Origin of the sequence: Pseudokineococcus basanitobsidens, assembly GCF_037482545.1 — a bacterium.
In the GTDB taxonomy this organism is placed as follows: Bacteria; Actinomycetota; Actinomycetes; order Actinomycetales; family Quadrisphaeraceae; genus Pseudokineococcus; species Pseudokineococcus basanitobsidens.
Genome location: NZ_JBBIAA010000007.1, coordinates 105,484 through 127,910, shown reverse-complemented (window position 1 = coordinate 127,910; position 22,427 = coordinate 105,484). Strand labels below are relative to the sequence as shown.

At 78.8% G+C, this 22,427-nt stretch carries 23 protein-coding genes and 1 pseudogene; 14 read left to right on the top strand and 10 right to left on the bottom strand.

The features are described 5' to 3' along the window. The first annotated feature begins 5 nt into the window (after window positions 1-5). Window positions 6-671, top strand: coding sequence for a pentapeptide repeat-containing protein (locus WDZ17_RS08820; RefSeq protein WP_339574779.1), 666 nt, complete (start codon window positions 6-8; stop codon window positions 669-671). A 17-nt stretch (window positions 672-688) separates the two neighbouring features. Here the strand turns inward: WDZ17_RS08820 and WDZ17_RS08815 are convergent. Further along, window positions 689-1,954: pseudogene (locus WDZ17_RS08815) on the bottom strand (trans-sulfuration enzyme family protein); the annotation flags it as partial. A 133-nt stretch (window positions 1,955-2,087) separates the two neighbouring features. Further along, a complete protein-coding gene (locus WDZ17_RS08810) occupies window positions 2,088-2,960 on the bottom strand; it encodes a DUF2071 domain-containing protein (RefSeq protein WP_339574777.1) in 873 nt (290 codons plus the stop codon). A gap of 305 nt (window positions 2,961-3,265) precedes the next feature. Between WDZ17_RS08810 and WDZ17_RS08805 the strand changes: the two genes are divergently transcribed. Beyond that, window positions 3,266-4,456 carry a D-alanine--D-alanine ligase family protein gene (locus tag WDZ17_RS08805; RefSeq protein WP_422631913.1) on the top strand — a complete coding sequence of 397 codons (1,191 nt, stop codon included), beginning with the start codon at window positions 3,266-3,268 and terminating at the stop codon, window positions 4,454-4,456. A gap of 7 nt (window positions 4,457-4,463) precedes the next feature. Here WDZ17_RS08805 and WDZ17_RS08800 read toward each other — a convergent pair whose 3' ends face one another. Together WDZ17_RS08800 and WDZ17_RS08795 are read right to left on the bottom strand one after the other, a co-directional pair. Further along, window positions 4,464-5,090, bottom strand: coding sequence for a DUF3515 family protein (locus WDZ17_RS08800; protein ID WP_339574775.1), 627 nt, complete (start codon window positions 5,088-5,090; stop codon window positions 4,464-4,466). Continuing rightward, window positions 5,087-5,317 (bottom strand): Lrp/AsnC family transcriptional regulator, encoded by a 231-nt coding sequence (locus WDZ17_RS08795; protein WP_339574774.1) that lies wholly within the window; start codon window positions 5,315-5,317, stop codon window positions 5,087-5,089. The genes WDZ17_RS08800 and WDZ17_RS08795 overlap by 4 nt, the downstream gene beginning before the upstream one ends. A gap of 412 nt (window positions 5,318-5,729) precedes the next feature. On the opposite strand from WDZ17_RS08795, the gene WDZ17_RS08790 reads away from it, so the two are divergent. Then, window positions 5,730-6,701, top strand: a complete 972-nt coding sequence (locus tag WDZ17_RS08790; RefSeq protein WP_422631901.1) for a thiamine-phosphate kinase — start codon at window positions 5,730-5,732, stop codon at window positions 6,699-6,701. A gap of 167 nt (window positions 6,702-6,868) precedes the next feature. Here the strand turns inward: WDZ17_RS08790 and rpmB are convergent, their stop codons facing one another. After that, the gene (gene rpmB / locus WDZ17_RS08785; RefSeq protein ID WP_339574772.1) at window positions 6,869-7,054 is read right to left on the bottom strand and encodes a 50S ribosomal protein L28; all 186 of its coding nucleotides are present in this window, start codon (window positions 7,052-7,054) and stop codon (window positions 6,869-6,871) included. Between the two features lie 373 nt (window positions 7,055-7,427). Here rpmB and WDZ17_RS08780 point away from each other — a divergent pair, with 373 nt between their 5' ends. The 4 genes from WDZ17_RS08780 to rsmD are packed head-to-tail and all read left to right on the top strand — an operon-like array spanning window position 7,428 to window position 12,772. Continuing rightward, the gene (locus WDZ17_RS08780; protein WP_422631912.1) at window positions 7,428-9,650 is read left to right on the top strand and encodes an ATP-dependent DNA helicase RecG; all 2,223 of its coding nucleotides are present in this window, start codon (window positions 7,428-7,430) and stop codon (window positions 9,648-9,650) included. Window positions 9,651-9,663: 13 nt separating this feature from the next. Beyond that, window positions 9,664-10,368: an ABC transporter ATP-binding protein gene (locus tag WDZ17_RS08775; RefSeq protein WP_339574770.1), complete on the top strand. Its 705-nt coding sequence runs from the start codon at window positions 9,664-9,666 to the stop codon at window positions 10,366-10,368. After that, window positions 10,365-12,152 carry a DUF6297 family protein gene (locus WDZ17_RS08770; RefSeq protein WP_339574769.1) on the top strand — a complete coding sequence of 596 codons (1,788 nt, stop codon included), beginning with the start codon at window positions 10,365-10,367 and terminating at the stop codon, window positions 12,150-12,152. The genes WDZ17_RS08775 and WDZ17_RS08770 overlap by 4 nt, the downstream gene beginning before the upstream one ends. After that, on the top strand, window positions 12,149-12,772 hold the full coding sequence (rsmD, locus tag WDZ17_RS08765; protein ID WP_339574768.1) for a 16S rRNA (guanine(966)-N(2))-methyltransferase RsmD: 624 nt from the start codon (window positions 12,149-12,151) through the stop codon (window positions 12,770-12,772). Before WDZ17_RS08770 ends, rsmD begins: the two co-directional genes overlap by 4 nt. On the opposite strand, the gene WDZ17_RS08760 is transcribed toward rsmD, so the two are convergent. The 3 genes from WDZ17_RS08760 to WDZ17_RS08750 are packed head-to-tail and all read right to left on the bottom strand — an operon-like array spanning window position 12,769 to window position 16,513. Continuing rightward, a complete protein-coding gene (locus WDZ17_RS08760) occupies window positions 12,769-13,425 on the bottom strand; it encodes an HAD family hydrolase (RefSeq protein WP_339574767.1) in 657 nt (218 codons plus the stop codon). The two genes, rsmD and WDZ17_RS08760, sit on opposite strands and share 4 nt — an antisense overlap. 35 nt (window positions 13,426-13,460) lie before the next feature. Continuing rightward, the gene (locus tag WDZ17_RS08755) at window positions 13,461-15,122 is read right to left on the bottom strand and encodes an AbgT family transporter (RefSeq protein ID WP_339574766.1); all 1,662 of its coding nucleotides are present in this window, start codon (window positions 15,120-15,122) and stop codon (window positions 13,461-13,463) included. Then, entirely contained in the window at window positions 15,119-16,513 is a 1,395-nt protein-coding gene (locus WDZ17_RS08750; RefSeq protein ID WP_339574765.1) for a M20 family metallopeptidase, read from the bottom strand. Before WDZ17_RS08750 ends, WDZ17_RS08755 begins: the two co-directional genes overlap by 4 nt. 117 nt (window positions 16,514-16,630) lie before the next feature. Here WDZ17_RS08750 and coaD point away from each other — a divergent pair, with 117 nt between their 5' ends. The 7 genes from coaD to WDZ17_RS08715 all read left to right on the top strand — a co-directional run bounded on the left by coaD (window position 16,631) and on the right by WDZ17_RS08715 (window position 20,735). Then, entirely contained in the window at window positions 16,631-17,131 is a 501-nt protein-coding gene (coaD, locus tag WDZ17_RS08745) for a pantetheine-phosphate adenylyltransferase (protein ID WP_339574764.1), read from the top strand. A 101-nt stretch (window positions 17,132-17,232) separates the two neighbouring features. Beyond that, window positions 17,233-17,820 (top strand): hypothetical protein, encoded by a 588-nt coding sequence (locus WDZ17_RS08740; protein WP_339574763.1) that lies wholly within the window; start codon window positions 17,233-17,235, stop codon window positions 17,818-17,820. A gap of 201 nt (window positions 17,821-18,021) precedes the next feature. Continuing rightward, window positions 18,022-18,528, top strand: a complete 507-nt coding sequence (locus WDZ17_RS08735; RefSeq protein WP_422631911.1) for a YceD family protein — start codon at window positions 18,022-18,024, stop codon at window positions 18,526-18,528. 3 nt (window positions 18,529-18,531) lie between these two features. Beyond that, window positions 18,532-18,735: a 50S ribosomal protein L32 gene (gene rpmF, locus WDZ17_RS08730; RefSeq protein WP_339574761.1), complete on the top strand. Its 204-nt coding sequence runs from the start codon at window positions 18,532-18,534 to the stop codon at window positions 18,733-18,735. Further along, the gene (gene rnc / locus WDZ17_RS08725) at window positions 18,732-19,505 is read left to right on the top strand and encodes a ribonuclease III (protein ID WP_339574792.1); all 774 of its coding nucleotides are present in this window, start codon (window positions 18,732-18,734) and stop codon (window positions 19,503-19,505) included. Before rpmF ends, rnc begins: the two co-directional genes overlap by 4 nt. 13 nt (window positions 19,506-19,518) lie before the next feature. Continuing rightward, window positions 19,519-20,421: a bifunctional DNA-formamidopyrimidine glycosylase/DNA-(apurinic or apyrimidinic site) lyase gene (gene mutM, locus WDZ17_RS08720; protein WP_339574760.1), complete on the top strand. Its 903-nt coding sequence runs from the start codon at window positions 19,519-19,521 to the stop codon at window positions 20,419-20,421. Further along, window positions 20,418-20,735, top strand: a complete 318-nt coding sequence (locus WDZ17_RS08715) for an acylphosphatase (RefSeq protein ID WP_339574759.1) — start codon at window positions 20,418-20,420, stop codon at window positions 20,733-20,735. Before mutM ends, WDZ17_RS08715 begins: the two co-directional genes overlap by 4 nt. 110 nt (window positions 20,736-20,845) lie before the next feature. Here WDZ17_RS08715 and WDZ17_RS08710 read toward each other — a convergent pair whose 3' ends face one another. Together WDZ17_RS08710 and WDZ17_RS08705 are read right to left on the bottom strand one after the other, a co-directional pair. Continuing rightward, complete coding sequence (locus WDZ17_RS08710; protein WP_339574758.1) at window positions 20,846-21,607, bottom strand: hypothetical protein; 762 nt, start codon at window positions 21,605-21,607, stop codon at window positions 20,846-20,848. Beyond that, a complete protein-coding gene (locus WDZ17_RS08705) occupies window positions 21,604-22,329 on the bottom strand; it encodes a hypothetical protein (protein WP_339574757.1) in 726 nt (241 codons plus the stop codon). Before WDZ17_RS08705 ends, WDZ17_RS08710 begins: the two co-directional genes overlap by 4 nt. Window positions 22,330-22,427 lie beyond the last annotated feature (98 nt).

The window sequence follows — 22,427 nt, the reverse complement described above, 5'->3', positions numbered from 1 at the left end:
GGGTCGTGGCGCGGGCGGCGCGTGCCCGGGTCGAGGTGGTGCTCCCGGGGCTGCAGGAGAGGCGGACGCCGCCCGCACCGGGCGAGGACCTCGACGGCGTCCGGCTCGCCGACCTGGACCTGGGAGGGCTGGTGCTGCCGGACCCGCGGCTGCTCGAGTGCGCGCTCGTCGGCTGCCGGCTCGACGGGGCGTCCCTGCCGGGCGCGCGGCTCGTGTCGTGCCTGCTGGAGGATCTCGGGGCCACGGACCTGGACCTGCGGGACTCGGCCTGGCGCGACGTCGTGGTCACGGGGAGCCGGACCGGCGTCCTGCGCCTGGAGGGGGCCTCGCTCACCCGGGTACGCCTGTCCGGCAGCCGGCTCCACCACGTCGACCTGCGTGGGGCCGGCGCGGAGGACGTCCTGCTGGAGGACTGCGTGGTCGGCGAGCTGGACCTCACCGACGCGACGGCGTCCTCGGTGCGGCTGGAGCGCTGCCGGGTGGGACGGCTGGTGCTCACCGGCTCCCGGCTGGACGGGCTCGACGTCTCCGGGGCGGACGTCGCGCGGCTGACCGGGCCGGGCGACCTGGCCGGCGTGGTCCTGGCGCAGGCGCAGGCGCAGGGCTTCGCCACGGTGCTCGCCGAGCACCTCGGGGCCCGGGTCCTCCCGGACGACCTCGCGGGGCGGTGACCCGGCGGACGCCGGGCTCAGCCGAGGACGGCGAGCGCCTGCTCGAGGTCGTCCCACAGGTCTCCGGCGTCCTCCAGCCCCACCGAGAGGCGGAGCAGCCCCGCGGGCGTCGTCGCCGGCTCGTTGGCGTGCCGGCGACGACGCTCCACGAGGGACTCGACGCCGCCGAGGCTCGTCGCCGGGGTCCACAGCCGCAGGGCCGCGACGACGGCGTCGGCGCGTCGCGCGGCCTCCTCGTCGCCGANGTTGGCCTCCCCCCCCCCCTCCACGAGGGACTCGACGCCGCCGAGGCTCGTCGCCGGGGTCCACAGCCGCAGGGCCGCGACGACGGCGTCGGCGCGTCGCGCGGCCTCCTCGTCGCCGAGCGCTCCCGCGGGCTCGAAGGAGAGCACGCTGCCGAAGCCCCGCATCTGGGCGCGCGCGCGCTCGTGACCGGGGTCCGACGGCAGGGACGGGTGCCGCACACGGCCGACGGCCGGGTGGTCCTCGAGGCGCCGGGCGAGGTGGGCGGCCGTGGCCTGGGTGCGGTCGACGCGCAGGGCGAGGGTGCGCAGGCCGCGCAGCGCCAGCCAGGCCTCCATCGGGCCGGCGATCGCCCCGTGGACCCGTCGGTGCACCGAGAGCCGCTCCAGCAGGGCGGGGTCCGTGGTGGCGACCGCCCCCAGGAGGACGTCGGAGTGGCCGGACAGCAGCTTGGTCACCGAGTGGACGACGAGGTGGGCGCCGAGCGAGAGGGGCTGCTGCACCAGCGGTGTCGCGAAGGTCCCGTCGACCGCGACGACCGCGCCGGCCGCGGAGCCCGCTGCGGCGCAGGCGCGCACGTCGGCGACCTCCAGGAGCGGGTTGGTCGGGGACTCCAGCCAGAGGAGGTCGCACCCCGGGGCCACCGCGGCCTCGACCGCCGCCGTGCGGGCGACGTCGACGAAGGTGACGCGCAGGCGGCCGTCCGCGTCGGCGCGCTCGAGGAGCTCGACGGTCGTGTTGTAGGAGGACGCGGGCGCGACGACGCGGCCGCCGACGGGCACCAGCGAGAGCGCGGCCGAGACCGCCGCCATGCCGGAGCCGAAGACGAGGGCCCCGCCGTCCGCCCCGGTGCCCTCGAGGGCGGCGAGGACCTCCTCCAGCGGCTCCCAGCTCGCGTTGGCGGAGCGTGCGTAGGTGCGCGTGCCCGCCGCCGGGGCGCCGGCGCCGACGAAGGTCGACGACATCGCCACCGGGTGGTTGACGGGCGCGTCGTGCTCGCGCGGGGGCCGGCCGGCCGCGACGACCGTCGTCGCGGGCGACCACGGGGTCCCGTCGCCCCGCCGGCCGTGCCCGCCCCCGGCGGACGCCGGGCCGTCGTCCGGGCGCTCCTCCGGGCGCTCGTCCGGGGGTCCGTCCTGGTGCGCGTCCTCGGGCTCCGGCATGGCGGTGAGGCTAGGGGCCGGCCGGCGAGGTCGGCGCGGCCGTGCGCCGCACGGGCGGGCGGGGCCCCGCGGACGAGGCGGCTCCCGCCGGCAGGGGGCGCAGCGCCGTCCACGTGACCGGCACCCGCCGCATGAGGAGGGCGTCGTCGAGCACGACGGTGCCGGGCGGGAAGAGCACCGGGTCGTCGTAGAGGCTGGAGCGCACCTCGAGGACGCGGCAGGCGTCGACGTGCCAGGCGTCGGTGTCCAGGCGCATCCCCTCGTGCGCCCGCCCGTCACCCGCCACGCCGGCCGCCGACCACCCCGTGGAGCCGGTCCGGAAGAAGTCCGAGGCCTCCGCCAGGTCGGCGAACAGAGTGCTGCCGGAGAGCTCGGGGACGACCTCGACGTCGGCGGCGAGGCGGGTGCCGTCGTCCGCGGACACCGCCACCCGGACGCGCTCGTCCGACTCGTCGACGTCGAAGCGGGCGCGCCCCTGCCGTCCGGGGAAGAGCCTCCCGCCCGCGAGCGCCACGAGCCGGCTGCCCGTGTGCCGCCGCGCGACCCAGACGCCCGTGCGCTCGCCGTCGGGGCCGTCCCACGCGACGGCGACGCGGTGGGCGGCGTTCTCGGCGCGCAGGCCGACGGCCGCGGGCAGCCCGCGGGGCCGCACCGAGCCGAGGCGGATGCAGCAGACCCCGACGACGGCCGCCCCGCCGACGAGCTGCGGCCGGAACGGCGCCGGCAGCAGGCGGGCGACGACCTCGGGGTCCGCGCGCCACGTCAGCAGCAGCCGGCGCTCCACCTCGGCGTCCAGCCGGAGACCCCGGCGCACGGGGGAGCTGGCGCCGAAGGGCGTGCGCCCCTGCGCCGCCGGGGCCCGGTCCTGCTCCGCACCGGGCACCTACTCCGCACCGGGTACCTGCTCGGTACCGGACGCCTGCTCGGTACCGGACTCCCGCTCCATGCCGGTCTCCTGCCCCTCGGACCACCGCGGCGGCGGTGGGTGCGCCGATGGTCCCCCCGGGGGCCGCCGTGCGCCCCGCCTGCGGCCGGACGTCCCCCGGACGGCGGGTCCGCGCCGCGGCCACGACCTCCCCGCCGGCTGCGGACGCCGCCGGTAGCGTCCCGGCGGTGGACGACGAGCAGGCCCGGCCCGGCGACGTGAGACCCGGTGACGTGGGGTCCGGCGGCGGGCAGCCCGGCGACGTGCCTGCCTCGGAGGACGCGGCGCCGCGCGGGGCCCTCGGACGGCGACGCGTCGCCGTCGTCTTCGGGGGACGGTCCAGCGAGCACGCCATCAGCTGCGTGACGGCCGCAGGGGTCCTGCGCGCGCTGGACCGCGAGCGCTGGGACGTCGTGCCCGTCGGCATCGCGCCCGACGGGCGCTGGGTCCTCGCCGCCGACGACCCGGGGCGGTGGGAGCTGCACGACGGCGTGCTGCCGGCGGTGGACGCGGCCGAGGGCCCGGCCGTGCTGGCACCGCGGTCCCCGGTCGAGCGCGGGCTGGTGGCCGTCGGCGCGGGGGACGTGCCCCGCGCGCTCGGGGAGGTGGACGTCGTCCTGCCGCTGCTGCACGGCCCCTACGGGGAGGACGGCACGCTGCAGGGGCTGCTGGAGATGTCGGACACCCGCTACGTGGGCTCGGGCGTGCTGGCCTCGGCCCTGGCGATGGACAAGCACTACGCCAAGACGGTCCTGCAGGCGGCGGGCGTCGACGTCGGGCCGTGGGTGCTCGTGACCGACCGGACGTGGCGGACCGCGCGCGAGGAGCGGCTCGACGCCGGGCTGGCGCTCGCCGGGGCCACCGGGGCCGACGCCGTCTTCGTCAAGCCCAGCCGGGCGGGGTCCTCGATGGGCGTCTCCCGCGTCGTCGTCCGGCAGGACGGGCAGGACCGCCCCGGTGCGCGGGAGGCGCTCGCCGCGGCCGTCGAGGCCGCGCGCGAGCACGACCCGAAGGTCCTCGTCGAGGTCGGCGTGCGCGGGCGCGAGCTCGAGTGCGGCGTCCTCGACCGGCTCGCCGGTGGGCCGCCGCAGGCGTCGGCGGTCGGGGAGGTCGCCGTCGTCGACGGCCGGGACTTCTACGACTTCGAGGCCAAGTACCTCGACGCCGCCGCCGTCCGCCTCACCTGCCCGGCCGACGTCCCCGACGGCGTGGCCGACGCCGTCCGCGCCACGGCGCTGCGGGCCTTCGAGGCCCTGGGCTGCGAGGGCCTCGCCCGGGTCGACGTCTTCGCGGGCGAGGACGGCCGGGTGGTCGTCAACGAGGTCAACACGATGCCGGGCTTCACGCCGAGCTCGATGTTCCCCCGGCTGTGGGCGGCGTCGGGCCTCGACTACCCGGCGCTCGTGGAACGGCTGCTCGCCCTCGCCCTGGAGCGGGCCACGGGGCTGCGCTGAGCCGTCCTCAGGCGCAGGCGCGCTGCTGCTCGAGCCCGGAGACCGCCCCGCCGACGGTGGGGAGGACGTCGGCCGCCAGGAGGTCGCCGCTCGCGTCGACCTCCGTGGCCGGGACGCGGCCGTAGGTGGTCCACGGGGGGGAGGCCTCCTCGTCGGAGGCGACCCAGTCGACCCCGTCGACGGCCAGGCACGCGTCCGTCGTCGGCCCGGGCAGCGCCACACCGCAGCGCAGGACGACCTCGGCCGAGCCGTCCTCGGCGGCCCAGGCCGCCGTCGACTGCCCGGTCGTCGGGACGCGGGGCAGGCCGGCGACCTCGTCGACGTCGCGCAGCAGGACGAGGACCTGCGCGCAGCCCGGGTCGGCGGCCTGGTCCGCGGGGGGCACCTCCCGGACCGAGGCCGTGCAGCCCGAGGTGAGGCCGACGGCGGTGAGCACCGCGGCGACGGCACGGAGGCGGGCCGGGCGGTGGGCCCGGCGGTGGGCCCGGCGGTGGGCGGGGCGGTGGGCCCGGCGGTGGGCGGGGCGGTGGGCCCGGCGGTGGGCGGGGCGGTGGGCCCGGCGGTGGGCGGGGCGGTGGGCCCGGCGGTGGGCGGGGCGGTGGGCCCGGCGGTGGGCGGGGTGTCGCAGGCTCACGCCACCACGGTGCACGTGACGGTGCGCGTGATGCCCTCCACCCCCTGGACCCGGCCCGACACGAGGCGCCCGAGCTCGGACGTCGTCACCGCCTCGACCCGCGCGATGACGTCGTAGGGGCCGGTGACGTCCTCGGCCAGCACGACGCCCGGGACGGCGGCGAGCGCGGCGGCGACCTCGGACGAGCGGCCGACCTGGGTCTGGACGAGCACGTACGCCTGCTCCACGCGGGCCTCCTGGTGGTCGGCCGCCCCGCCGGGGCGGCTGTCGTCGTCGTCCCCGTCCGCGGCGGCGGGACGGCGGCCTCGAGCACCGGGGGCACCCGGTGCCCGCGTCGTCGGGGCGGTCCGGGGGACCGAGGCGGGCGCCGGGGCCGGCGACCGCCGGGACGGGCGCGCGCGACGCTACCGTGGCCCCGCCCCCGCGCCGACACGGGCGGCGGGCGCCCCCGTCCCCCGGGGCGGCGTCACCCGTGGCCCCGTCCACCCGCACCCGCGGCGACCCGCCCGACCGCGCCCGACCCCGGAGGCGAGAGCCCTGCCAGGACCCCCTCCCGCCCCGGAGGACCCCCCGGCCGTCGGTGCCGGCGCGCCGCGGGGGGCCACCGGTGAGGACGCCCTCCTCGACGGGCTCCTGCCGGTGCTGCCGGTCGGGAGCTGGACCGACCTCGGCCCCGGGGACGACGCCGCCGTCGTGCGGGCCGACGACGGCCGCGTGGTGGTGAGCACCGACGCGCTGGTCGCCGACCGGCACTTCCGGCCCCGCACGGCGTCGCCGGAGGACGTCGGCTGGCGCGCGGCCGCGCAGAACCTCGCCGACGTCGCGGCGATGGGGGCCGTCCCCACCGCGCTCGTCGTCGCGCTCGTCGTGCCGTCGCGCCCGCCGGCGCCCTGGACGGACGGGTGGACCACCGGCCTGGCGCGCGGGCTCGCCGCGGCCTGCGCGGGCCTGCCCGGTGCCCGGGGGTGCGGCGTCGTCGGCGGCGACCTCACCGGCGGGGAGCAGGTCGTCGTGGCCGTCACCGCGCTCGGGGACCTGCGCGGGCTCCCGCCGGTGCGCCGGGACGGGGCGCGCCCGGGTGACGTCGTCGCGCTCGCCGGGGTGCAGGGACGGTCGGCGGCGGGTCTCGCCGTGCTGGAGCGCCGCGCCCGTCCCGGGGCCGCCGCGTGGGCCGGTGCCGGGGTCGAGTCCGCGGCGGACGAGGAGGTCGCCGGCCTCGTGCGGGCGCACCGTCGACCGCGCCCGCCGTGCGACGCGGGGCCGGCCGCCGCCGAGGCGGGCGCGACCGCGATGCTCGACGTCTCGGACGGGCTCGTCCGCGACGCCGGACGGGTCGCCCGCGCCTCCGTCGTCGTCCTCGACCTGTCCACCGAGCTGCTGCGGCCCCACCGGGACGCCGTCGCCCCGGTGGCGGACCTGCTCGGCGTCGACGCGTGGCGGCTCGTGCTCGAGGGGGGCGAGGACCACGGGCTCCTCGCCACCTTCCCCGAGGGCGCCGTCCTGCCCGAGGGCTTCGCGCCCGTCGGGGTCGTGCGCGCCGGGGCGGCGCCCGGCGTCCTCGTCGACGGCGCGCCGCACGCCGGTGGCGGGGGCTGGGACCACTTCGGCTGAGCGCCGACCCCCGGCGCCACGGGGACGCACGCACGGGACGCAGGGCGCAGAGGCTGCGGGGGCGCGCAGGGCCCCCGGGCGCAGCGAGGGCCCGGACGCAGCGAGGGCCGGCACCCGTCGTGGGTGCCGGCCTCTCGAGGACGGCGGTGCCGTCCGGGTCGGTCAGGTCAGCGCGTGACCTTGCCCGCCTTGATGCACGAGGTGCAGACGTTCTTGCGCATCGGCGTCCCGCCCTGCACGACCCGCACGCGCTGGATGTTCGGCACCCAGCGGCGCTTCGTGCGGCGGTGGGAGTGCGAGATGGAGTGGCCGAAGCCCGGCCCCTTGGCGCAGATGTCGCAGGTGGCAGCCACGGTCTTCTCCTACGGTCGGCTCGTGCTCGGGCGGCGCCCGGGCCCGGGAGGGGCGCGAGCCCGCTCCCGCTCGGGTGCGGTGGGTCCTACGGTGCGGCGCCTCGTCGTCCCGGGTGCGGGCAGCACGAGTCGCGCTCGGCCCCGAGAGTAGCCGAGGCGGGGCGCCAGGCCCAAAGCAGCGGCCCGCGACCGGCGAGGGCGGCCGGCGGGAGGGCTGGGGACACGCTCCGCCGCCGTCGGTCCTCGGCCCTACTGTGCGGGCATGGCAGGGGGACCCGCGGCCGGGCGGCCCGCGCCCGGGCGACCCGGGCCGGCGCTCCCGACCCCGCGGGGCCCCGAGGACGCGGGCGGCGCGCCGGTCGCGACGGGCCGGATGGCCGAGCCGCTGGCCCGCTCGGTCGGCGCCCCCACGGCCGAGGCGCTCGGCGGGCACCTCGGCCTCGAGACGGTCGGCGACCTGCTGCGCCACTACCCCCGCGACTACCGGCGCCGGGGGCAGCTCACCGACCTGAGCGGCCTCGAGGTGGGCGAGCACGTGACGGTGCTCGCGCGGGTCGCCTCGGTCCGGCACCGACCGATGAAGCAGCGTCACGGCTTCGTCGTCGACGTCGTGGTGACCGACGGCGCCACGAAGGTCCCGCTGACCTTCTTCCCCCGGCACAAGGGGGCCCTCGCCCACCTGCAGCGGGAGATGGTGGTCGGCCGTCCCGGCCTCTTCTCGGGGAAGGTCGGCGCGTACCGCGGCGTCCTGCAGCTCGTCCACCCCGAGCACCACATGAGCGGATCGCGCGACGGCGACCCCGGCGCCGACGGCACGGACGACCTCGCGGCCGAGGGCGCCGCGATGGACGACTTCCTGACCGGCGTCCTGCCCATCTACCCCGCCACGCAGGGCATGCAGAGCTGGACCGTGGCCAAGGCCGTGCACCTCGTGCTCGACACCCTGCGCGAGGAGGACGTGCCCGAGCCGCTGCCCGACATGGTCCTGGCCCGGCACGGCTTCCCCGGCCTCCTCGACGCCCTGCGCGCCGCCCACCGTCCGGGGCACCCGGGCCAGGAGGAGCAGGCGCTGGAGCGGCTGCGGTACGAGGAGGCCTTCGTCCTGCAGGCGGAGCTGGCGCGCCGGCGCCTGCGCACCGGCACGCAGACCGCGGTGCCGCGCCGCCCCGTCGACGGCGGGCTGCTCGCCGCCTTCGACCAGCAACTCCCCTTCGCCCTGACGGACGGCCAGCGGGAGGTGGGGCAGGAGATCGCCGCCGACCTCGCGCGCACCGCGCCGATGCACCGCCTCCTTCAGGGCGAGGTGGGCTCCGGCAAGACCGTCGTCGCGCTGCGCGCGATGCTCGCCGTCGTGGACGCCGGCGGGCAGGCGGCGCTGCTGGCGCCCACCGAGGTCCTCGCCGTCCAGCACCACCGCTCGCTGACCGCGATGCTCGGGGACCTCGCCGGCGCCGGGACGCTGGGCGGCGCCGACGTCGCCACGAGGGTGGCCCTGCTGACGGGGAGCCAAGGGGCGCGCGCACGCCGCGAGGCCCTGCTGCAGGCGGCGAGCGGGGAGGCGGGCATCGTCGTCGGCACCCACGCGCTGCTGCAGGACGCCGTCCAGCTCGCCGACCTCGGCCTCGTCGTCGTCGACGAGCAGCACCGCTTCGGCGTCGAGCAGCGCGACGCCCTGCGGGCGAAGGCGTCCGCCGTCCCGCACCTGCTCGTCATGACCGCCACGCCCATCCCCCGCACCGTCGCCATGACGTCCTTCGGCGACCTCGAGACCTCGGTGCTGCGAGGACTGCCGGCGGGGCGCTCGCCCATCGCCTCGCACGCCGTCAACGCGGGCAACGCGGCCTGGGTCGCACGGATGTGGCAGCGGGTGCGCGAGGAGGTGGAGGCAGGGCGCCAGGCCTACGTCGTCTGCCCGACCATCGGCGACGAGGCCCCGGGGGACGGGGGCGGCGACCGGGGGGCCGACGGGCCGGACGACCGGGTGCTGGTCTCCACCGTCGCGGTCGAGGCCCTGCTCGCCGAGGAGCCCTCCCTCGCCGGGGTGCGTCGGGCGGTCCTGCACGGGCGGATGCCGCCGGAGGCGAAGGACGCCGTCATGCGGGCGTTCGCGGCCGGGGAGGTGGACGTCCTCGTCGCGACGACGGTCGTGGAGGTGGGCGTCGACGTCCCCAACGCCACGTGCATGGTCGTCATGGACGCCGACCGCTTCGGCATCTCCCAGCTGCACCAGCTGCGCGGGCGCGTCGGGCGCGGGCGCCACCCCGGCACGTGCTTCCTGCTCACCCCGCTCCCGGGCGACGCGCCGGCCGTCACCCGCCTGATGTCCGTCGCGGCCACCACCGACGGGTTCGCGCTCGCCGAGCTGGACCTCGAGACGCGCGGCGAGGGGGACGTGCTCGGCGCCCGCCAGTCCGGGGCGCGCTCGTCGTTGCGCCTGCTCCGGGTGGTGCGGGACGGGCACGTCATCGCCGACGCCCGGGAGGACGCCGCCGAGGTGCTCGCCGTCGACCCCGAGCTGCGGCGCCACCCCGCGCTCGCGGGCGCCGTCACCGAGCTGCTGCGCCCGCAGCACGGGCAGTTCCTGGAGCGCGGATGAGCAGGGAGCGAGCATGACGCCGCCGGAGCCCCGCCGCCGGGCGGACGCCCTCGTGCGCGCCGACAAGCTGCTCGTCGGCTACACGGGCGAGCCCGTCTCCCCGCCGACGAGCTTCCGCCTGGACGCGGGGCGGTCGCTGGCGCTGGTGGGCCTCAACGGTGCGGGCAAGACGACCGTGCTCAAGGCGGTGCTGGGCCAGCTCGCGCCGATCGGGGGGACGCTGCAGGTGCTCGGCCGACCGGTGGACGAGCGGTCGGTCGCCTTCCGGCGTGACGTGGCGAGCGTGCTGGACGTCGACGCGCAGTTCCCGGGCCTGACGGTGCGCGAGCACCTGGACCTCGTCGCCCGCGGCCACGGCGTCCGCGACGCCGACGACGTCGTCGACCAGGTGGTCGCCGACCTCGGCCTGGAGGCCGTGGCGGAGAACCTGCCGACGGCGCTGTCCTCGGGCCAGCGGCGGCGGATGCTGCTGGCGGCGGCCCTGGTGCGGCCGCGGCGGCTGCTCGTGCTGGACGAGCCCGAGCAACGTCTGGACCTCGCCGGGCGCGAGGACGTCGTCGACCGGCTGCTGGAGGAGAAGGAGGCCGGCGTCGGCGTGCTGCTCGCCACGCACGACCCCCTCCTGCTGGAGGAGGTCGCCGACCGGGTGCTGCTGCTGGCCGAGGACGGCGCGCGGCGGGTCAGCGTCGCCGAGGCGACCCGGGAGCTCGGGCGGTGACCGGTGGCCTCACCCCCGGCGCCGGTCGGCGGGACGCCGGTCAGCAGGACGCCGGTCAGCAGGACGCCGGTCGGCACGGCGACGAGGCGCAGGCGCCCGCGCACGTCCTGCGCCCGGTCGCGCAGGGGCCGGGCCTCGCCGCCCGCGAGCTGCGGGCCACCGTGCGGCGGGCCTCGCGGCGAGCCAGCGGCGCGAGCCTCGGCGACCTGCTGTCCGACGTCTACACGGGCGTCTTCGCCGTGGCGCTGGCCCTGCTCGTGCTGTCCGGCTCGCGCGGCCGGCTCGGCGCGCTCGGCGGCGTCACGGCGCTCGGCGAGCCGATCGAGGGCGCGGCCGTCCCGGGCGCGGTGCTGACCGGTGCGGCGCTGCTCCTCGTCCTCGGCGGCGCCGTCGGGCTGCTGGGCCGGCTCGGCCCGCTGTCGCTGCCGCCCCCGCAGGCGGCGTGGTGGCTCCCGCTGCCCGTCGCACGCGCGTCGCTGCTGCGTCCGGTCGTGGTGCGGCGGGCGGTCGTGGCCGCCGCCGCGGTCGGCGCCGGCGCCCTCGTCGCCCTCCTCCTGCTCCTGCCCGCCACCACGGGCGTCGGCCGGCTGCTCGGGCTCGTCGTCGCGGTCGCGGCCCTCGGCGTCGCCCTCGTCGCCGCCGGCGGTCTCGTGCAGGCGGCGCGGGGGAGCGCGCGACCGCTCGTCGCGGTCGGCGACGCCCTCGTGCTCCTCGCGCCCGTCGTCGTCGTCGCGGCGGCCGCCGCGGACGCCCTGGCGGGGCGGGACGCACCGGCCCCGGGGGACGCGCCCGCCCCGTCCGCCGCGGCCGGGACCGGCGCCTGGTCGGCGCTCGTCCCGGCGACGGTCGCCGCGGTGGTGCTGGCCGCGCTCGCCGTCGCCGTGCTGCTGCGTCGCGCCGGTGGCACGCCCAGCGCCTCGCTGTCCTCGGCCGGCGCCCTGTCCGCCCAGGTCGCCGGCTCGGGCGTGACGCTGGACACCCGGGCCCTGGGCCGGGCGCTGGCGGACCCGCCGCGCGCCCGTCGGCGCCGCCGCGCCCGGGCGACCCGCAGCCGGCTCGTCCGCGGTCCGGGCACCGCCCTCGTCCTGGCGGACCTCCTCGCGGTGGTGCGCACCCGTCGCCGCGTCGTCACGGCCGTGGTGCTGACCCTCGTGCCCGCCGGCGCGGCCGCGGCGGCGGGGGACTCCCGGGCCGTCGTGCTGGTCGCGCTGCTCGCCTGCGGCTACGCCGCGGCGACGACGCTCGCCGAGCCCGTGCGCGAGCGCGTCCTCGTGCCGTCGCTCGACGCCGTCCTGCCGCTGGCGCCGGGCACGGCCGCGGCCGCGCACCTCGCCGCCCTCGCCGTGACGACGACCGCCGCGGCCGGCGTCGCCGCGCTCGCGCTGGGCCTGCTCGCCCCGGGGGCGGTGCCGCTGGGGCTCGTGCTGGCGAGCGGGCCCGGGCTGGCGGCAGCGGCGCTGCGCGGGGCGTCCCGCCCCGAGCTCGACCCCGCCTCCTCGGTGATCACCACGCAGGCGGGGCCCCTGCCGGTCGGCATCGTCACGAGCCTCACGCGCGGCCCGGACCTCGCGGTCGTCGCGGTCCTGCCCCTGGCCGTCGGCACCCTCGCGCTCGCCGGCGGCGGCCGGCTGCTGCCGGGCGCCGAGGTCGCGCTGGCGCTGGTCGCCCTGCTGCTCGCCGCCGGGCTCGGCGCCGCGGCGGCGGCCGGGTCGCGCCCGAGGCCCCCGGAGCCGCCGGAGGCGCCCGGTGCCGGCCCGCGCGCCACCGCGGGGGCCCGCCCGTGACGCGGCTCGTCGCCGGGACCGCGGGCGGGAGGACGCTCCTCGTGCCGCGCGGGAGCGCGACGCGCCCGACGTCGGAGCGGGTGCGCGAGGCGCTCTTCAGCCGCCTGGAGCACGCGGGGCTGCTCGAGCGGACCCGCGTCCTCGACCTCTACGCCGGCTCCGGCGCCCTCGGCCTCGAGGCCGCCAGCCGGGGCGCGGCCGCGGTGGTGCTCGTGGAGTCCGGCCGCGAGGCGGCGCGCGCGTGCCGGCGCAACGCGGTCGGCACCGGGCTGCCCGGCGTGGAGGTGCGCGAGGCACCGGTCGAGCGTGTCCTCGCCGTCCCGCCGACGCCGCCGCTGGCGGGCGGCGCGGACCTCGTGCTCCTGGACCCGCCGTACGACCTCGCCGAGCCCGAGCTCGCCGGCGTCCTCGGCGCGCTGGTCGCGCGCGGCTGGCTCGCGCCCGCCGCCGTCGTCGTCGTCGAGCGCTCGAGCCGTGCGCCGGAGCCGGGGTGGCCGGACGGGCTCGCGCGGTCGGCCTCGAAGCGGTACGGGGAGACCGTCGTCTGGTTCGCCGACGCCGACGCCGACGCCGACGGGACCGCCGACCCGGGGCGCGCCGCGGGGGACGGGGCGGGCTAGCCGCCGGTGGCCGCGACGGGCAGCCCCATCCCCGCCAGGTCCCGGCGCAGCGCGCCGGCTCCCGTGAACAGCACCGCCCGCAGGCCGAGCCCGGCGGCGGCGTCGACGTTGGCGGGGGAGTCGTCGACGAAGGCGGTCGCCGCGGGCTCGAGGCCGAAGCGCTCGAGCACCCGGGCGAAGAGCGCCGGGTCGGGCTTGGCGAGGCGCTCGCGACCGGAGACGACGACGTCCTCGAAGGTCGAGAGACCGACCACCTCCTCGAGGACGTCGCCGGCGCGGTCGAAGAGCTCGGCCGACCAGTTCGTCAGCGCCAGCAGCCGCACGCCGGCGGCCGAGAGCTCCTCGAGCACGGCCCGGGTCCCCGGGACGGGGCCGGCCAGCGTGTCGAGGAACCGCTCGACGTACGCCCGGCCGACGTGCGCGTGCGCCGGCGCCTCCCGCTCCAGCCGGGACACCGCGTCGGCCGACGACCGGCCCGCGTCCATGGCGAGGTTCCACGTCCGGAAGTCGACCTCGGTGCGGAAGGCGTCGACCTCGGCGGCGTCCAGGTGCGCCCACGCGCGCTCGGGCTCCCACCGGACGAGGACGTTCCCGAGGTCGAAGACGACCGTCGTGGGTGCCGGGCCGGGAGGAGAGGGCGGGTCGGTGCTCACGCGGGCGAGGCTAGAGACCCGCCCGTCGACCCCGCTCAGCCCGCGAGGCGGGGCCCGGGGGCGCCCGGCCCGAGCGGCAGGCCGGTGAGGTAGAAGACGGTCAGGACCACCACCCACGCCAGCCAGAAGGTCACGGTGAAGGGCAGCATCCTCGAGATGATGCTGCCGAGCCCGGCCTGCGGCTCGTACCGCCGCAGCATGGTCAGCAGCACGATCATGTAGGGGTTCAGCGGGGTGAGGACCTGGGTGGCGGAGTCGCCGACGCGGAACGCGGCCTGGGTGAACGCCGGCTCGAAGCCGAGCAGCGCGAACAGCGGCACGAAGACGGCCGCCATGAGGGTCCACAGCGACGACCCCGAGATGATGAAGAGGTTGAGCACCGAGGCGAGCAGCACGAAGCAGAGCACGGCCGGGTAGCCGGTGAGACCGATGGACTCCAGCCCCGCCGCTCCCTCGACCGCGAGCCAGGTGCCGACGCCCGACCACGTGAAGAGGGCGATGAAGTTGCCGAGCACGAACGCCAGCGCGATGAAGGGCGCGAGGTCGGTGATCGCGCCCTGCATGAACCGCGGCACGTCGGCGCCCGTCCGCAGCGAGCCGGCGACCCGTCCGTAGACGAGGCCGGGGACGGCGAACATCACGAAGACGATGAAGACGATGCTGTCCAGCAGCGGAGACTCCGGCAGGTAGCCGCCGCCCTCGCCGCGCCACGGCGAGCCGGGCACGACCACCGCGACGAGCATGACGAGCGCCGCCACCACGCCGGCGAGCACCGCGGCGCGCACCGCCCGCCGCTCGCGGTCGGTCAGCGCGGCCATCCCGTCGCCGTCGCCCGGCCCGTCCGCCGGCGCGGCGGCGCCGGCCCCGCCCGTGCGCTCCTGCGGCGCAGGGGCCGCCCCGGGGGCCGACCCCGCCCCGGCGGCCGGGGCGTCGGCGTCCTGCCCGGACACCTCGTGCCGCGGCACGTCGAGGCGCTCCAGGCGGGGCTCGAGCACCTTCGTGATGACGAGCCCGGTGACGACCGTGAGCAGCGTCGCGGAGGCGACGTTGTAGAAGTAGTTCGAGACGGGGGTGACCGTCGTCCCCGGGTCGGGGAGCACCTCGGTGACGGCGTCCGTGATGCCGGCGAACAGCGCGTCGAGGCTGGTGACGACGAAGGACGTCGAGTACCCGGCGCCCGCGGCGGCGAACCCGCCGAGCAGACCCGCGACGGGGTGCCGACCGGCGGCGCGGAAGACCAGGGCCGCCAGCGGCGGGACGATGACGAACGCCGTGTCCGACATCACCGAGGCCGTGACGCCGACCGCGCCGACGACGTAGGGCAGCGCCCACGGGGGCGCCGCGTGGAACACCTGCCGGATGACCGCCTGCAGCAGGCCCGAGCGCTCGGCGACGCCGACGGCGAGCAGGATCGTCAGCACGGTCAGCAGGGGCGGGAAGCCGATGAAGTTGGCGCCGAGGTTCGTCGTCAGCCAGGTGAGGCCCTCCGCCGTGAAGAGACCCCGAACCGGCGTGGCGTCGTCCGAGCCCGGGACGGTGACGCTGACGTCGAGCACCGCGCCCAGCGTCGAGACGAGCCCGACGAGCACGAAGAGGCCGAGGAACAGCAGGAAGGGCTCGGGCAGCCGGTTGCCGGTCCGCTCGACCCACCCGAGCACCCGGTCCGTGCGCGTGGTGACCGCCGTCGGCGCGCTCACGCCGCACCGTCCGCGGCCGGCGCGTCGAAGTACGACGGGACGTCGACGGGCCCGCCCGCGGCCGCGAAGTCGGCGTGCACGGCGGCGCGCAGGTCGGAGTCCGCGAGGTGGTCCAGCACGACGAGCGCGAGGCCCACCGCGCCGTCCACGACCGCACGGTCGCCCGCGGGGCCGGCGGCGGCGGTCGCGAAGTCGCGCGTGTGCAGCGACGTGCCCGGGTCGGAGACCGCGATCATCGGGTGCAGCGAGGGCAGGCGGTAGCTGACGTTGCCGAAGTCGGTGGACGCGGCGAGCAGGGACGGCACGACGCCGGCCGGCAGCACCTCGCGCCCGCGCTCGAGCATCCGGGCGCCCCAGCGGCCGGCGAGCGGGCCGTTGGAGCGCAGCGGCAGCGTCGCCGGGCTCTCGTCCCACGCCGTCTCCAGGCCGCAGCCGGTCATGAGCGCGGCGCCGCGGCAGATGTCGTGCAGACGCCCCGAGAGCACCCGCAGCGTCTCGGGGTGCTCGGAGCGCAGGTAGAAGAGCATCTGCGCCCGGCCGGGCAGGACGTTCGGCCGGTCCCCGCCCTCGGTGACGACGCAGTGCAGCCGGTCCGACGGCGGCATCTGCTGCCGGTGCAGCCCCACGCCCTGGTAGGCCAGGGCGACGGCGTCGAGCGCGTTGCGCCCCATGAACGGCTGGGCGGAGGCGTGCGCCGTGCGGCCGTGGAAGGTCACCCGCAGCTGGCGGCGCCCGAGGAAGACGTGCTCGGCGACGTCGTAGCCGAAGGGGTGGACCATCACGGCCGCGTCCAGGCCGTCGAGGGCCCCGTGCCGCGCCATCGTCTCCTTGCCGGCGCCCCCCTCCTCGGCCGGCGTGCCCAGCCACCGGACGCCGCCGGGCAGACGGTCGCCCAGCGAGGCGAGGCCGAGGACGGCGCCCAGCCCCGCCGCCCCGATGACGTTGTGCCCGCACGCGTGGCCGATGCCGGGAAGGGCGTCGTACTCGCTCATCACCGCGACGACGGGGGCGTCCCCGCCGACGTCCCCGGCCCCGCCGCTGACGTCGGCCCGCAGCGCGGTGGGCAGCCCGTGGGCGCCCCGCTCGACCGCCAGGCCGTGGCGCTCGGCGAGCTCGGCGAGCACGCCCGCGCTGCGGTGCTCCTCGAAGGCGGTCTCGGGGTGCTCGGCGAGGTCGTGGGACACCGCGACGAGCTCGGGGGCGAGGGCCTCGACCGCGCCGACGACCTCCCGGACGAGGTCGTCCGGCGCCCCGGCGGCGTCCGAGGACAGCGGCCGGGCGGCGCGGGCCGCCGCGTCCACCTGGGCCTGGAGCGCGGCGAGGTAGGCGCCGTCCGGCGGCTGCGCCTGCGTGCCCGGGCGGTCGGGGCGGTGCGGGTCGGTGCTCGGCACGGGGTCTCCTGACGTGGGCCGGCGGGTGCGGGGGCCACCGTCCCCCGGCCGGCCGCCGGGGGCAACGGGGCCGGGCGAGGTCGGTGGGGCCGCGCGCGGTGCGGGCAGACTCGGGGCATGACGACGGCGGCGTGCCCCGGCTCCTTCGACCCCGTGACGCACGGGCACCTGGACGTCGTCGCCCGCGCGGCGGCGCTCTTCGACGAGGTCGTCGTCCTCGTCGTGCCCAACCCGGGCAAGCAGGCGCTGCTGGCGCCGCAGCGGCGCGTCGCCCTGCTCGAGGAGACGCTGCCCGAGGCGCTCGGCGAGCTCGCGGGCCGGGTCCGCGTGGAGCTCGTGCCGGGGGGCCTCCTCGTCGACGCGTGCCGGCGCGTCGGCGCCGTCTGCGTCGTCAAGGGCGTCCGCGGGGGCGCCGACGTCGAGGCCGAGACGCCCATGGCCCTCATGAACCGCCACCTCTCCGGCCTGGAGACGCTGCTGCTGCCGGGCGACCCGCGCTGGCAGCACGTCGCCTCCTCCCTCGTGCGGGAGGTGGCCCGGCTCGGCGGCGACGTCGACGACCTCGTGCCGCCCGTCGTCGCGGGGGCACTCCGTGAGGCCGTCGCGGGGACGAGATGAGGCGGTCGCGGGGGCGACGTGAGGGCGGAGGACGCGCCGGCGCGGAACCGGCCGGGGCACGGCGGCGTCCGAGGACGACGAGCCGCCCGCCCGTCCTCGCCGTGAGCGCCGCCGTCCTCGGGGCCGTCCTGCCGGGCGTCGAGGCGACGTCAGCGGCCGCCTCCTGCGCGGGGCCGACGACGCCCGGGGAGCTGCTCGCCCAGGAGGACGGCGTGGTCCTCGCCACCGTGCGTGAGGTGGAGGACCACCGCGTCCTCCTCGACGTCGAGGAGGTGTGGTCGGGCGGGGACCGGTCGCCGCGGACGTGGATCACCACGGGAGAGACGTCCGCCGGGGTGGAGGGCAGCGGGGACGTCGACCTCGAGGAGGACCGGCGCTACCTCGTCGGGCTCCTGGGAGACCGTGCCTCGGTCTGCTCCGTGCTCGTCGTCGACGGGCCCGGCGGGGTCGTCGAGGCGGTACCGGCGGCGCAGGTCGACGCCGCCCGCCCCGACGACGTCCGGGCCCCGGTGGAGGGCGCCGACGCGGGCGACGCCCCCGGGCCACCCGTGGCCGCCGTGGCCGCGGGCCTCGGGGTCTGGGCCGCCCTGACGGCGTTCGTGCTGCTCGCCGGCCGCTCGGTGCGGCGCCACCAGCAGCGCCGCTCGCGCCGCTCCCGGGCGGGCGGCCCGCCCTCGTCCCTGCGGTAGCCTTGCCGGTCGGTCCGCCCGCTGCCGCGGGGGTCCGACGACCACCAAGCCCCCGCACCGCCCCGGCGCGCCGACCCACGGCCGCGCCCCGGGACCCGCAGCACCGCCCCGGCACCGGGGGAGGAGGACGCCGTGACCACGCTGGACCACCGCTCGCCGCTCGTGCTCGACACCCGGGAGCTCAGCCGTCGTCCCGGCTCGATGCGCGTCGTGCGGCGGGGCGTGGAGGCGCCGGCCGACCTCGGCACCGCGGTGGTGGGCGTCGCCGAGGGCAGCCCGGTCGAGCTCGACCTGCGGCTCGAGGCGGTGATGGAGGGGGTGCTCGTGTCGGGGACGGCGCGGGCGACCTCCACCGGGGAGTGCGTGCGGTGCCTGGACCCGCTCGAGCGGGAGCTCGTGGTGGACCTCCAGGAGCTGTACACCTACCCGGGCCGGGCGCCGGAGGACGACCCCGACGGCACCCAGGACGACCTGCACGAGCTCGACGGCGACCACCTCGACGTCGAGCCCGTGCTCCGGGACGCGGTGGTGCTCGCGCTGCCGTTCCAGCCGGTGTGCTCGCCGGACTGCCCGGGACTGTGCGCCGACTGCGGGGTCCGCCTCGCGGACGCGGAGCCGGGGCACCACCACGACAGCGTCGACCCGCGGTGGGCGGCGCTCCAGGGCCTGGCCTCCGACCGGGGCCGCACCTACAGCCAGGAGGACTGAACGATGGCCGTCCCGAAGCGGAAGATGTCCCGCAGCAACACCCGCCACCGCCGCTCGCAGTGGAAGGCGGAGGCCACCCCGCTCGTCGCCACCGTCGAGAACGGGCGCACGAGCTACGCGCGCGGCCACCACGCCCGCGTCGTCACCGACTCCCAGGGGACGCCCCTGTACCTCGAGTACAAGGGCCGCAAGGTCAAGGACCTCTGAGCACCGCCACCGCCGACGGCGGCGACGCCGCCCTCCTGGGCGAGCTCGTCCCCGGCGCGGCGCAGCTCCAGGCCCGGCTCGGGCGCGACGTCGAGCCGGGCCTGCTGCTGCGTTCCCTCGTGCACCGGTCGTGGGCCTACGAGCACGACGGCGCGCCGACGAACGAGCGGCTGGAGTTCCTCGGCGACGCGGTCCTCGGCCTCGTCGTGACGGACGCCCTCTACCGGCGCCACCCCGACCTGCCCGAGGGGCAGCTCGCGAAGCTGCGCGCCTCCGTCGTCAGCTCCCGGGCGCTGTCCGGCGTGGGCCGCGACCTCGGCCTCGGCGGGCACGTCCTCCTCGGTCGCGGCGAGGAGGCGACGGGCGGGCGCGAGAAGACCTCGATCCTCGCCGACACCGTCGAGGCCGTCATCGGCGCCGTCTACCTGTCCTGCGGCCTCGACGACGCCCGTGCCCTCGTGCACCGCCTGGTCGACCCGCTGCTCGCCTCCTCGGCCGCGCTCGGCGCGGGGCTGGACTGGAAGACGAGCCTGCAGGAGCTCGGCTCCAGCCGCGGCCTCGGCGCCCCCGTCTACCGGGTCACCGGCGAGGGCCCCGACCACGCCCGGACCTTCACGGCGGTCGTCCTGCTCGCCGACGCCGAGCGCGGCGAGGGCACCGGCCGGAGCAAGAAGGAGGCCGAGCAGCACGCCGCGGAGGCGGCCTGGCGGGCGCTCGGCGGGACCGGCGAGGACGCCCTCGCCCGGGCCGCCGGCGCCACCGCGGGCTGAGCGGACGGCGCAGGTGCCCGAGCTCCCCGAGGTCGAGGTGGTCCGCCGCGGCCTCGACGCCCACGTCGTCGGGCGCACCGTCACCGACGTCGCCGTCCTGCACCCTCGCCCGGTCCGACGCCACGTCGCCGGGCCGCTCGACTTCGCCGGCCGGCTCGCCGGGACCCGCGTGGACGCCGCCGTCCGCCGCGGCAAGTACCTGTGGCTCCAGCTGGACAGCGGCGACGCCCTGTCGGCGCACCTGGGCATGAGCGGCCAGATGCTCGTGGAGCCCCCGGACGCCGAGCCCGAGCGGCACCTGCGGGTGCGGCTGGACCTGTCCGACGGCCGGCAGCTGCGCTTCGTCGACCAGAGGATGTTCGGCGGTCTCGTCGTCGTGGGGCTCGTCCCCACGCCGGACGGGCTGCCCGCCGGCACCTGCGCGGCGGGGGAGTCCGACCCGCTCCTGCCGCCCGAGGTCGCCCACGTCGCCCGCGACCCCCTGGACCCGCACCTGGACGCCGGGGCCCTCGTGGAGCGCTTCCGGCGCCGCCGCACCGGGGTCAAGCGGGCGCTCCTCGACCAGACGTTGCTGTCCGGCGTCGGCAACATCTACGCCGACGAGGCGCTGTGGCGCTCCCGCCTGCACTTCGCCCGTCCGACCGACACGATGACCCGTCCGGCCGTGCGCCGGCTCGTCGACGACGTCGCGGACGTCATGCGCGCGGCGCTGGTGCAGGGCGGCACGAGCTTCGACGCCCTCTACGTCAACGTCAACGGGGCGAGCGGCTACTTCGACCGCTCGCTCGCCGTCTACGGCCAGGAGGGCGAGCCGTGCCCGCGGTGCGGCGCCGCCGTCACGAGGGAGGCCTTCATGAACCGCAGCTCCTACCGCTGCCCCCGCTGCCAGCCCGTGCCCCGGAACGCCCGGTGGTGAGCGGGGTCGGGCCGGCGGACCCGGACGTCCGGCTCGTCGCCCACGTCCGTGGCGACGTCCAGGGCGTCGGCTTCCGCTGGTGGACCCGTGCGCGGGCGCTGGAGCTGGGTCTCGCGGGTGCCGCCCGGAACCTGCCCGACGGGCGCGTCGAGGTCACCGCGCAGGGCTCGCGCGCCGCGTGCGAGCAGCTCCTCGCGGTGCTGGAGGCGCCCGACGGCGACGAGGCCGCCCGGCGGCGGCCCGGCGTGGTGACCGGGGTCGGCGCGTCCTGGCTCGACCCGCGCGCCGGGCTCGAGGGCTTCGTCGAGGCGTGACCTGAAGCCCGAGTCGAAGGCCCGGGTCGACGCCCGGGTCGACGCCCGGGTCGAGGCCCGGGTCGAGGTCCGAGTCGAAGGCCTGGGTCGAGGCTTGGGAGCGGGCCCCGTCAGGCGCGGGGACGTGGTCCCGAGACGGGGACGGCGAGCAGCAGGCGGACCTCGTCCCCCTCGACGACGGCGAGGTGGACGCGGGGCGACGTGGCGACGGTGAGCTGGTAGCCGGAGTCGGCGACCTCCACGGCGATCGTCCCGCTCCCGCGGCCGCGCACGGAGACGACGGCGACGTCGCGGCCGGCGGCGTCGACCTCGCCCGCCCTCAGCAGCACCTCCCGCGCCAGGTCGCCGCGCACCAGCTCGCTGCCGCCGCCCTGGGAACCACGGTCGGCCAGCCGCGCCGTCACGACGCCCGTGTCCTCGTCGGCCACGACGGCGACGACGACCCGCGTGCCCTCGCCGACGCCGAGCACCCCGCCCCAGCTGACGACGACCGTGGCCGCGCGCCGGTCCTCCTCGTCGGGGAAGAGCTGGGCGTAGGCGGCCGGGGACCCGTTCCCGCCTCCGGACCCCTCGGAGGCCCCGCTCGGCGCCCCCGCCGAGCCGCGGCCGACGGCGTCGTCGCCGGGGGCGTGCGCGTCCACCGCGCGCTCGCCCACACGCTCGCCGGCGGCGAACGCGGCGGCGAGCAGGGCGGCGGCGCCGACCCCCGCCAGGACGCGACGACGGCGCGGCGGGAGGCCGTCTGCCGCCCGCCGCGGCGGCGGCCCCGGGCCGGGGTCGCCGCCGTCCAGGTCGTCCCCGCCCCGGGGCCCGGGGGGCGCGTCGTCGGGCTCGCCGCCGGCCGGGGCGGCGCCCAGCGCGTCGCGGCTCACGTGGGGACCCGGCGGCTCGCCACGGGCAGGGCGACGAGGGCGAGGACCTCGCGGCCCTCGACGACGGCGAGGTGGACGCGCGGCGCCGTCACGATCCCGAGGTCCGGGCCGTCGTCGCGCAGGTCGACGACGAGGACGCCGTCGGTCCGACCGGTCACGGCGGTGACGACGGCGCCGGTCGCTGCGGCGGGGTCCTCCCCGGCCTCCCGCAGCACCGCCGCGGCCACCTCGTCCCCGGCCGGGCGCGCGTCGTCCGCGGAGCCGTCGGGGCCGCCCCCCGGGTCCCCGAGACGGACGCCCCCCACCCGGGTCAGGTCGTCGACGACGACGGCGACGACGAGGGCGCGGTCCGGCGCCAGCTCCCGGGCCCCCGTCCAGCTGACGACGACGCGGGCCGCCTGCGGGTCGTCCGCGTCCGGCAGCGAGACGGCGTAGCCGCTGGGGCGCGGCACCTGCGCCTCCGCGTCGGCGGACGGTGCCGTCGCGGAGCCCGCACGGTGGCCGACGAGGCCGCCGACCGCGAGCGCCACCACGGCGACGACGACGAGCGTCCGGGCCCGCGGGCGTCCCGTCGGGCGTGGTCCCCCGGGGCGAGGGGGACCGGGGGGAGGGGGACCGGGCGGAGGGGAGCCGGGCTCGTCGTCCAGGACGTCGACCTGCACGGGCTGCGGGGGCGGGGGCCCCGCGTGCAGGCGCGCGTCGCCCAGGGCGTCGCGGCTCACGGACCCGTCCCCACGGGGTCGATCTTGCGCGCCCGCGCCGCCGCTGCCCAGCCCGGGCCCGCGGGGTCGCCCGGTCGGGCGGACGGCACCGGCCCGCG